Source organism: Pseudomonas sp. S2_B07 (assembly GCF_054668435.1).
Window position 1 is genome coordinate 5,575,583 of the sequence record NZ_CP162769.1, and the last position, 10,153, is coordinate 5,585,735.

The following is a 10,153-nucleotide window of genomic DNA, read 5'->3' on the forward strand; positions in this document are numbered from 1 at the left end:
TGCTCGCGATGCTTTTAAGAGGCCCACCCCGGTTTTCTTTTTTGCACAAAAGCCATCGTCCCTTCGATGCCTTCTGCGCCCGTCACCGCTTCGCTAAACCACTGCGCCGCGTCATCCAACAGTGCATCCGACGGTTGCCCGGCACTCGCCAGCAACAGTTTTTTAGTCGTCGCATTCGCCCCCGGCGCGCAGCACAGCACATGGGCGAGGACTTCATCGAGGCGTTCGGCCAGCGCTTGCGCGTCATGCTCGACAAAGTGCACCAGGCCCATGCGCCGCGCCTGAGTACCGTCGAAACGCGCGGCGGTCAGCGCCAGGCGCCGGGCCTGGGTCAGGCCGATGCGCTGGACCACAAACGGGGCGATTTGCGCGGGCAGCAAGCCAAGGCTGGTTTCCGGTAATCCGAACTGCGCCAGGTGATCGGCCAGGGCGACATCACTGACACACGCCAGCCCCAGGCCACCGCCTAACACGGCGCCTTGCAGCACCGTAATCACCACTTGCGGCGCGTGTTGCACCTCTTGCAGCAGTGCGCCAAAGGCCCGGTTCAACTCGCGATAGGCGTCCGAACCTTGAGCGCGTGCGTTGGCCATGTCCTTGATGTCGCCACCGGCACAGAAATGTCCCCCGGCACCGCCAATCACCAAGGCCCGAACCGCACGATCATCACGCACCGCCGCAAGGACCGCGCGCAGTTCGGCGACCATGTGCAGACTCATCGCATTGCGGCTTTGCGGACGATTGAGGGTGATGTGGAGCACGCCGTTATGCGACTCCAACAGCAGCGCCTGGCAATCGGGCAGGGTGCTCATTTCTTTTTCCCCGGCAGAATACCCATGAGTTTGCAGATGATCCCCAGCATGATTTCATCGGCGCCACCGCCAATCGACACCAGCCGCACATCGCGGTAAGCGCGGGCCACCGGGTTGTCCCACATGAAACCCATGCCGCCCCAATATTGCAGGCAACTGTCGCTGACTTCACGGCCCAGACGCCCGGCCTTGAGCTTGGCCATGGAGGCCAGGCGAGTGACATCCTGGCCTTTGATGTATTGCTCGGTGGCCTGATAGACCAGCGCCCGCAGGCATTCGATTTCGGTTTGCAGCTCGGCCAGACGGAAGTGGATCACCTGGTTGTCGATCAGCGCATTGCCGAAGGTTTTGCGCTCCTTGCAGTACTCGATGGTGCTGTCGACGCAATACTCCAGGCCCTTGATCATGTTCGCCGCGCCGAACAGCCGTTCCTCCTGGAATTGCAGCATTTGCATCATGAACCCGGCGCCTTCATGGCCGATGCGGTTGCGTTGCGGCACACGCACATTGTCGAAAAACACCTGGGCGGTTTCCGAGCTGCGCATGCCGAGTTTGTCCAGGTGCGAGCTGAGGCTGATGCCGGGGGTGTTCATCGGCACCATGATCAGCGACTTGTTGATGTGCGGTTTGTCGTCCGAGGTGTTGGCCAGCAGGCAGATGAAATCGGCGCTGGGCGAGTTGGTGATCCACATCTTGCTGCCGTTGATCACGTAATCGTCGCCATCCTTGCGGGCAGTGGTTTTCAGCCCGGCGACGTCGGAGCCGGCACCGACTTCGGAAACGCCGATGCAACCGACCTGTTCGCCGGTAATCGCCGGGCGCAGGAATTCTTCACGCAATTCATCGGAGCCGAAGCGGGCGAGGGCGGGCGTGCACATGTCGGTCTGCACGCCGATGGACATCGGAATGCCGCCGCAATGGATGGTGCCGAACTCTTCGGCCGCGGCAATCGAATAGCTGTAATCCAGCCCCATGCCACCGAATTTTTCCGGTTTGGAAATTCCCAGCAGGCCGAGGTCACCGGCTTTGCGGAAGATTTCATGGATGGGGAAACGACCGGCCTTTTCCCATTCCTCGACGTGGGGGTTGATCTCGTGATCGACGAACTGGCGGACGGTGCGGCGCAGTGCTTCGTGTTCCTGGGTGAAGATCATTTTTATTGTTCTCCTAAAGGCCGGTCTAGAACCTGGCGACGCCAAAACTGTTGGTTTGCAGCGGCCGCACCTCGGCCTCGTGACAGATATCCAGCACGTAACCGAGCAACGTCCGCGTGTCCCGCGGATCGATCAGCCCGTCGTCCCACAGGTTGGCACTGCCGTAGAGGGCGGTGGACTGGCTGTCGAGTTTCTGTGCGGTGACCTGTTCCAGCATGTCGAGCATTTTCGGGTCCGGCACCAGACCGTCCTTGAGCTGTTTGGCTTCGGTGACAATCCGCAGCACCTTGCCGGCCTGGGCACCGCCCATCACGGCCGTGCGGCTGTTGGGCCAGGCGAAGATGAAACGCGGGTCGAGGCCGCGCCCGCACATCGCATAGTTGCCGGCACCATAAGAGCCGCCGACGACAATCGTCAGTTTCGGCACCCGGGCATTTGCCACTGCTTGAATCATCTTCGCGCCATGTTTGATCACGCCTTGCTGTTCCGATTCGGTGCCGACCATGAACCCGGTGGTGTTGTGGAAAAACAGCAGCGGCGTCTGGCTCTGGTCGCACAGCTGAATGAACTGCGCGGCCTTGCTCGCACCCTTGGGCGTGATCGGGCCGTTGTTGCCGATGAAGCCGCAGGCACGGCCCTGGATTTTCAGGTGGCCGCAGACGGTCTGCTGATCAAACTCAGCCTTGAATTCGAGGAAGTTCGAACCGTCGGCGATACGGGCGATGATCTCGCGCACGTCATAGGGTTTTTTCGGGTCGTCCGGGATCAGGCCCAGCAGCTCGTCGATGGGGTAGAGCGGTTCTTCCCAGCGATGTACCGGACGCCAGGGCAACTGATCGTTCCAGGGCAACAGGCCGACGATCTCGCGCACCTGGCGCACGCCGTCGGCATCGTTCTCGGCCAGGTACTCGGCGGTGCCAGCGGTTTGCGCATGCATCTCGGCGCCGCCGAGTTCTTCGTCGGTGGCGACTTCCCCGGTTGCCGCTTTCAGCAGTGGCGGGCCGGCGAGAAACAGCTTGGCCTTGCCGCGCACGACCACCACGTAATCCGACAATCCCGGCTGATAAGCGCCGCCCGCAGTGGCCGAGCCATGCACCACGGTAATCTGCGGTAATCCCATGGCCGACATCCGCGCCTGATTGGCAAAGCTGCGCGCGCCTTCGACGAAAATGTCCGCGGCGTAATTCAGGTTGGCGCCACCGCTTTCGGCGAGGGTGATCACCGGCAGTTTGTTCTCCATGGCGATCTGCTGCAGGCGCAGGGACTTTTTCAATCCGCTGGGGGAAATGGTCCCGCCCTTGATCGCGCTGTTGTTTGCCACCACGAGCACGCGGACGCCGGACACGTAACCGATCCCGGCGATCAAACCACCACCGGCCGCGCTGCCGTCCTTGTCGTCGTGCAGCTTGTAGCCCGCCAGGCTCGCCAGTTCGAGGAACGGCGCGCCGGGGTCGAGCAGCAGGTTGAGGCGTTCACGCGGCAGCAGTTGGCCACGCTTGTCGAATTTCGGCTTGGCTTCGGCTGCCTTGTTCAACAGGTTCTGTTCGAGCTGGCGCACGTGTTCGATCACGGCCAGCATCGCGTCGCGGTTCTGGGCGAACTGCGCGCTGAACGGGTCCACTTGCGATTGAATCACCGGCATGGCTTATTCCTTGTCCTTGAGCACGTCAGGTAAGTACGCGCGGTGAAAACCGTTGTACGACTCGCTGTTCGTAGCCTTGTGGATCGGCCACGCGCGCCCGCCGAGGCTGGCGGCACCGTCGATGCGCAAGGTGCTGCCGCTGACAAACGCCGCGGCCGGGCTGAGCAGGAACACAATTGCAGCGCTGACTTCCGATTCGGTGCCGATGCGTTTCAGCGGCACGTGTTCGCGCAAGGTCGGTATTACCGCTTTGAAAGCGCCTTCGTAAGTGTCCATGCCGCTGGACGCGACCCACCCCGGCGCCACCGCGTTGACCCGCACCCCGGCGTAACCCCATTCGAAGGCGGCAGTCTTGGTCAGGTTATCCATGCCCGCGCGCGCCGCGCCTGAATGGCCCATGCCGGGCATGCCGCCCCACATGTCGGCAAGCATGTTGACGATGGCGCCGCCATGCTTGCTCATGGATTGATTGAACACTTCCCGGGCCATCAGGAAACCGCCGACCAGATTAGTGCGGACCACGGTTTCGAAACCTTTCTGATTGATTGAGGCCAACGGTGACGGGAATTGCCCGCCGGCGTTGTTGACCAGACCGTGGATCGGCCCGTATTTGCGAATCAGTTCGCTGACCAGATGCTTGACTGCATCTTCCTCGCGAATATCGCACACGGCCCAATCCGCCTTGCCGCCGTCTTCGGCAATCTCGGCGGCAACGCTTTTCAACTTGTCGGCCTTGCGCCCGACCAGCAGCACATGCGCGCCCAGCGCTGCCAGTTCATGGGCGGTGCAACGGCCGATGCCGCTGCCGCCACCGGTGACAAGAATGGTTTGGCCCGCAAACAGATCGGTTTTGAAGATCGAATCGTAAGCCATGGCGGCAGTCCTCTAGTTGACCTGGTCGGCGATGCGCTGCGGCACCGGAATCTGGATTTCCAGCAGCTGCTGGGCGAAGGCCTTGCCTTGCGGGTCGATCCGCAGGCTGGCCACGCCACCGCCGCCGAGGGCGTTCTCCAGTAGAAAATTCAGGCTGTGGGTGCCCGGCAAATACCAGCGCTCCACGCGCCCGTGAACGGGGTCGAGGACGTGGCTCATCCAGTCGACCATGACCTCCGGCGTCAGCGCTTCGGCGATCCACGGCAGGTACTCGGGCTCGCGGGCCATGACGCCGATGTTACTGTGATTGCCCTTGTCGCCGGAGCGCGCGACCGCGAGTCTGATCAGGGCCACGCTGGCGTCGGCGCGGTCGCTGGGCTGCGGTGGGTCGAACGGGACAGGCAAGTCATCCGGGTCGAGCACATCGACGGCGGGCAGCGCGCAGGGGTGGCGCCGGCCGTTGAAATCAATGTCCAGCGTGCAGGCGGTTTTGTCGATAAGGAAGGAGAACAGCCGGATCAGCGGATACACCGTTGGCCGCCCGCCGACGATCCCGGTCAGCCCCGGCGCCATACCGGTTGCAGCCTGGGCGATTTCCCGGGAGAACACGATCAAGGCCTGTTTGCTCGGGTGACGCACAGCGAGTTTGATCACCACTTCGCGGCTGTCCGTGCGCTGGCCGTGGGGGCCGTAGGTGGCCTCGCTGCCGAGCAGTTCGATGTTCACTTCGCTGTAGGGCGCCCAGCCGCGCTGGCGGAAAATATCCGAGGTCTTGTTGATGATCGCTTCGCTGACCCGTCGCGCCTTGTCCACCGCATCGATGCCTGCAATCAAGCAACTGGCGGTGCAGCGGAAACCGTCCGGGTACGTCGCGCTGACCTTGTACTGATCGGTTGGCGGCAAGCCCTTCGCGCCATGCACCTGAACCGCGTTTTTGCCCTGTTGCTGAAGTTTGACCTGAGTGAAATCGCAGACCACATCCGGCAGCAGGTAAGCCCGTGGATCGCCGATTTCATAAAGCATCTGCTCGCCGACGGTCAGTGGCGTGACCAGGCCGCCGGAGCCTTCCGGTTTGCTGACGATGAACTGGCTGTCGGCGCTGACCTCGACGATAGGGAAGCCGATGTGTTCGTAGTCGGGCACTTCGCGCCAGTCGGTGAAATTGCCGCCGGTGCACTGGGCGCCGCATTCGATGATGTGGCCGGCCAGCGCCGCTTGGGCGAGTTTGTCGTAGTCGTGCCAGGACCAGCCGAATTCATGCACCAGTGCCGCGCTGACCACGGCGCTGTCGACCACGCGCCCGGTGATCACGATGTCCGCACCCAGGCGCAAGGCTTCAACGATGCCCGGCGCGCCGAGGTAGGCGTTGGTCGATACGCACAGGGGCGGTAACGGCGCGCCGCTGAACATTTCATGAAGGCCGAGGCTACTCAGCTGTTTGAATTGCGGTTGCAGGTCATCGCCCAGCAACACGGCGATTTTCAGCGCCACACCGGCCTTGTCGCAGGCGGCTTGCAGGGCGGCGGCGCAGGCGAGTGGATTGACGCCGCCAGCGTTGCTGATGACACGAATCTTCTGTTCGGCAAGTTGCCCCAGCAATGGGCTGAGGACTTCGATGAAGTCCCCCGCATAGCCGGCCTGCGGGTCTTTCATCCGTGCGCCGGCCATGATCGACAGGGTTATTTCGGCCAGGTAGTCGAAGACCAGGTAGTCCAGGCGTCCACCTTCCACCAGTTGCGCGGCAGCGGTCGAGGTGTCGCCCCAGAAGGCGCTGGCGCAGCCGATGCGAATCGTTTTAGGCACAGTCAACTGCATAGCCACCTCCCAGTGAAGTGCATCGAGACTACCAAGCAAGCGCTTGGTTTGTAAACGCCTGAAATATCTTCTGCCCGAGCGCTTGCTTGGTGGTCGTTGCCAGCTTAAATTGCCCGCGCAACCCCCGTTGTTTCAGCGGCGAGCGGCGTATTTGATTGATCGACTGTAGGAGAGAACGGGTGGACGAGCAAAAAGCCCTGAGGGTCATGCGCGAATTGGTCGACAACGGCCAGTTGACCGACCCGGACAGCGCCCGCGGCAAACTGCTGCAAGTGGCGGCTCACCTGTTCCGCAACAAAGGTTATGAACGCACCACGGTGCGCGATCTGGCGGGCGCCGTGGGCATCCAGTCAGGCAGCATTTTTCATCACTTCAAAAGCAAGGACGAAATCCTTCGCGCCGTGATGGAAGAGACCATCCGCTACAACACTGCGTTGATGCGGGCGGCCCTGGCCGAGTCCAGCAACGTCCGCGAGCGAGTGCTGGCGCTGATTCGTTGTGAATTGCAGTCGATCATGGGTGGCAGCGGCGAAGCCATGGCGGTGCTGGTGTATGAATGGCGCTCGTTGTCCGAAGACGGGCAGGCGCAGGTATTGGCACTGCGTGATATTTATGAAGAACTCTGGCTGCAGGTGTTGGGCGAAGCCAAAGAGGCGGGTTTCATTCGCGGCGATGTGTTCATCACGCGGCGTTTCCTGACGGGTGCATTGTCGTGGACCACCACCTGGTTTCGCGCTGACGGCAGCATGAGCCTCGATCAATTGGCCGAGGAAGCCTTGATTCTCGTGCTGGAAGAAAAACAATAAGGTTGTGCCAATCTAAGGAAACTGGCTAAGTGGCCGAAACCGCCTAGCTTGAATGCATTGATGCGTATTTTTTTGGGGAGTGGGTTGTTTTGATGTCTTCGCCAATCAGGACGGCTTCGCGGCTTTTGCTGGCGTCGCTTGCGGCGCTCTGGGTATTGCCGTCCCACGCTGCACAACTGGTGCGAGTGGGGGCGGCGCATTTTCCGCCCTACACCATTCGCCCGGAAACCGGTGTCGACACCGGCCTGCTGCCTCAGCTGGTCGAGGCGTTGAATCGCGAGCAAAGCGATTACCAGTTTGTCCTGGTGCCCACCTCCATTCCCCGGCGCTTCGGTGATTTCAAACAGGGCCGGGTCGACATGGCGATTTTCGAAAACCCGGATTGGGGCTGGCAGGACATTCCCCACACCAGCGTTGACATGGGGCTTGAAGACGCCGAGATTTTCGTCGCGCAACGCCTGCCGGAACGACTGCAGAACTATTTTGTCGACCTCACCGGCAAGCGCCTGGCCCTGTTCAGCGGCTATCACTACGAATTCGCCAATTTCAATGCCGACCCGAAATTCCTCGCGCAAAACTACAACGCGACGCTGACCTATTCCCACGACAGCAACTTGTTGATGGTGTTGCGCGGGCGGGCGGACATTGCCTTGGTGACGCGCTCGTACCTGAGCGATTACCTGCTGCGTAATGAGAAGGTCGGCGATCAACTGCTGGTGTCCCAGCGCATCGATCAGGTCTATCACCACTACGCCATCCTCCGCCCCTCCGCGCCGATCACTGGCGAAGCGTTCGGCAAATTGCTGCAAGGGTTGCGCGACAACGGCCAGATGCTGAAGATTTTTGATCCGTACAAAATCGCCGTAGTGCCGGTACCGCGAAACTGATATCGCGCCACAGTATTTACGCACGTGTCTTAAATTTCCGGGCCCGGCTCACGTCACATCGTTGAACTGTCGACGACTAACGTGAGCCCGACCCATGCCCGATTTGAATGACCTGACTGGCCTGGCCCTGCCTGCCGAAGGGCCGCTTGTAGCGGATGAAAGCGAAAACCGCCTGCACCTCAGCCTGCAAGGTCAGCCGTTGATCCAGCTGCGCCTGACCCGCGAGCCCGAGTTACAGGTGCAAGTGGAAGAGCATTTTGGCCAACCGCTCGAACACGGCATCCGGGCGGCGTGTTATTGGCTGTTTGCTCGTGATCCCGCTTGCCAGTGCCTGACCTGGCAACTCGATGAAGTGCCCACCGATGTACTGCTCAGCGGATTGCTGATTCCCACCGAAATCGCCGGCCAATATCACTGTTTGCGCACCCTGTTCTGGCAAATACCTCAGCCATGGCTGGGTGAATCGCTGGTCGTCAGTTATCCGCAGCATAGGGTCATCAGCAACGGCAAGCGTCATCCGCTGCGCCCACCGAAGCCGCGGGGCGAAGTCTATCGGCGTTTTGATGCGCGCCTCGGTGCCTGGATTTCCCTGCGCACGGTAGACATTGAATTGGACCTGGAGCGTTTCAATCGCTGGCAGAACAGCCCGCGCGTGGCGAGTTTCTGGCAGGAGGAGGGCAGTCTCGAACAGCATCGCGACTACCTGGAAAAACTGGCGGCGGACCCGCACACGGTCACCCTGGTCGGCTGTTTCGATGATCAGCCGTTTGCCTACTTCGAAGCGTATTGGGCCAGGGAAGATCGCATCGCGCCGTTCTATGACGTCGATGATTACGACCGGGGCATCCACATGCTGGTGGGTGAAGAAAACCACCGGGGGCCGCACAAAGTGGCGAGCTGGTTATCGGCGCTGGTGCATTACCTGTTTCTTGACGACCCGCGCACGCAACGGGTGGTGGCCGAGCCTCGCGCGGATAACGCGAAGATGATCGGGCACATGCAGGGGCAGGGTTTTTACTGCGAGAAAGAGTTCGACTTCCCGCACAAGCGGGCGGCGTTGATGGCGGTGGGGCGGGAGCGGTTTTTTGATCGGTGCCGGTTGACTTGATGTTTATGGCTCAAGACCTGTACTGGTCTTGAGTCAGCCATCGCGAGCAGGCTCACGCCTACATTGGATCTATGGTGAACACACTATTCGTGAACACTGGAGATCTATTGTAGGAGTGAGCCTGCTCGCGATGGGGGCACCACAGAATCCAGATCTTAACGACGAGCAAAAGTATCCGCCCGACTCCCCGACACCTTGCGGCAATGCACCAGCGCATCACGAATCATGAAGTTCACCAGGGTCGGCGATACGCCGAGTTCCTTGGCGATGTCCTTCTGCGGCACCCCGTGCAGGCGGTACATCTCAAAGGCGTAGCGGGTGCGGCTTGGCAGCTCCGTCAGCGCATCGGCAATGTGCTCAAGAGTCGAGAAGTTGATGTGCGAGGTTTCGGGTGAAGCACCTTGGATCACCACGTTCAGACCTTCCTCTTCAGGGCCGGAATACTTCTGCTCCAGCGCCTGCTTGCGGTAGTGGTCGATCGCCAGGTTGCGCACGATCTGGAACAGGTAGCTGAGCTGCGCCTTGAACGAGGAGGTGATCGCCGGTGCGGATTGCAGCCGGAAAAAGGCATCCTGCACTACGTCTTCGGCGCGTGACCGGCAACCGGTAATGCGGGCTGCAATCTTGACCAGAATCAGTCGATTGTCGACGAAGGCCTGAAGTAGCGGTGAATCGCACCTGCTTGTGGATACTTGTTCCGTCATGGAAATCACCCTGCTGCCAATAGGTTGGTGGGACGGCACGAAACCTGTGCCGCCCGACACGTCGAGCGACAAATTAGGCCGAATGATAATGATTGTCAATTGAGAAAGAGAAGTAATGCGCCTCGTTGGTGCAAAGTGCGAACTGCCGCACGCCGACGTCCTCGCTTGCACCCTCCATCCCCACTGGCTATCCGGCCTGTCGACTAATTATTTGCAGACGTCATCCGTTCTCATTGGTGAAAGGCGCCGGGCAAATTCCGGCTACAGCCGCATTCCCAAAGCCTTGCGCGGTCGGCGAAGACCGCGTCCTGCACGCCTTCCCATGGGGCGTGACGTCACAAAACCGATTCCA

The 10,153-nt window shown here is 60.8% G+C and carries 9 protein-coding genes; 3 read left to right on the forward strand and 6 right to left on the reverse strand.

Annotated features, from left to right (window positions below):
- Positions 1-14 precede the first annotated feature (14 nt).
- The 5 genes from AB4N43_RS25765 to AB4N43_RS25785 are packed head-to-tail and all read right to left on the reverse strand — an operon-like array spanning position 15 to position 6,284.
- Positions 15-812, reverse strand: coding sequence for an enoyl-CoA hydratase/isomerase family protein (locus tag AB4N43_RS25765; RefSeq protein ID WP_460152161.1), 798 nt, complete (start codon positions 810-812; stop codon positions 15-17).
- Positions 809-1,966, reverse strand: a complete 1,158-nt coding sequence (gene atuD, locus AB4N43_RS25770; RefSeq protein ID WP_027925763.1) for a citronellyl-CoA dehydrogenase — start codon at positions 1,964-1,966, stop codon at positions 809-811. The genes AB4N43_RS25765 and atuD overlap by 4 nt, the downstream gene beginning before the upstream one ends.
- Positions 1,967-1,991: 25 nt before the next feature.
- Positions 1,992-3,608 carry a geranyl-CoA carboxylase subunit beta gene (atuC, locus tag AB4N43_RS25775; protein WP_059182417.1) on the reverse strand — a complete coding sequence of 539 codons (1,617 nt, stop codon included), beginning with the start codon at positions 3,606-3,608 and terminating at the stop codon, positions 1,992-1,994.
- Between the two features lie 3 nt (positions 3,609-3,611).
- On the reverse strand, positions 3,612-4,481 hold the full coding sequence (locus AB4N43_RS25780; RefSeq protein ID WP_059182418.1) for an SDR family oxidoreductase: 870 nt from the start codon (positions 4,479-4,481) through the stop codon (positions 3,612-3,614).
- A gap of 12 nt (positions 4,482-4,493) precedes the next feature.
- Positions 4,494-6,284 carry an acyclic terpene utilization AtuA family protein gene (locus AB4N43_RS25785; RefSeq protein WP_460154234.1) on the reverse strand — a complete coding sequence of 597 codons (1,791 nt, stop codon included), beginning with the start codon at positions 6,282-6,284 and terminating at the stop codon, positions 4,494-4,496.
- 191 nt (positions 6,285-6,475) lie between these two features.
- Between AB4N43_RS25785 and AB4N43_RS25790 the strand changes: the two genes are divergently transcribed.
- The 3 genes from AB4N43_RS25790 (at position 6,476) to AB4N43_RS25800 (ending at position 9,097) form a co-directional block, all read left to right on the forward strand.
- Complete coding sequence (locus AB4N43_RS25790) at positions 6,476-7,102, forward strand: TetR/AcrR family transcriptional regulator (RefSeq protein WP_027925767.1); 627 nt, start codon at positions 6,476-6,478, stop codon at positions 7,100-7,102.
- Positions 7,103-7,194: 92 nt separating this feature from the next.
- Entirely contained in the window at positions 7,195-7,989 is a 795-nt protein-coding gene (locus tag AB4N43_RS25795) for a substrate-binding periplasmic protein (RefSeq protein ID WP_027925768.1), read from the forward strand.
- Between the two features lie 94 nt (positions 7,990-8,083).
- Positions 8,084-9,097 (forward strand): GNAT family N-acetyltransferase, encoded by a 1,014-nt coding sequence (locus tag AB4N43_RS25800; protein WP_027925769.1) that lies wholly within the window; start codon positions 8,084-8,086, stop codon positions 9,095-9,097.
- 155 nt (positions 9,098-9,252) lie between these two features.
- Here AB4N43_RS25800 and AB4N43_RS25805 read toward each other — a convergent pair whose 3' ends face one another.
- On the reverse strand, positions 9,253-9,801 hold the full coding sequence (locus AB4N43_RS25805; RefSeq protein ID WP_027925770.1) for an RNA polymerase factor sigma-70: 549 nt from the start codon (positions 9,799-9,801) through the stop codon (positions 9,253-9,255).
- Positions 9,802-10,153: the final 352 nt, after the last annotated feature.

Bases quoted from the DNA above. Each gene is read 5' to 3' on its own strand.
- AB4N43_RS25765 (WP_460152161.1), bottom strand. From the start codon at position 812: ATGAGCACCCTGCCCGATTGCCAGGCGCTGCTGTTGGAGTCGCATAAC.
- atuD (WP_027925763.1), bottom strand. From the start codon at position 1,966: ATGATCTTCACCCAGGAACACGAAGCACTGCGCCGCACCGTCCGCCAG.
- atuC (WP_059182417.1), bottom strand. From the start codon at position 3,608: ATGCCGGTGATTCAATCGCAAGTGGACCCGTTCAGCGCGCAGTTCGCC.
- AB4N43_RS25780 (WP_059182418.1), bottom strand. From the start codon at position 4,481: ATGGCTTACGATTCGATCTTCAAAACCGATCTGTTTGCGGGCCAAACC.
- AB4N43_RS25795 (WP_027925768.1), top strand. From the start codon at position 7,195: ATGTCTTCGCCAATCAGGACGGCTTCGCGGCTTTTGCTGGCGTCGCTT.
- AB4N43_RS25800 (WP_027925769.1), top strand. From the start codon at position 8,084: ATGCCCGATTTGAATGACCTGACTGGCCTGGCCCTGCCTGCCGAAGGG.
- AB4N43_RS25805 (WP_027925770.1), bottom strand. From the start codon at position 9,801: ATGACGGAACAAGTATCCACAAGCAGGTGCGATTCACCGCTACTTCAG.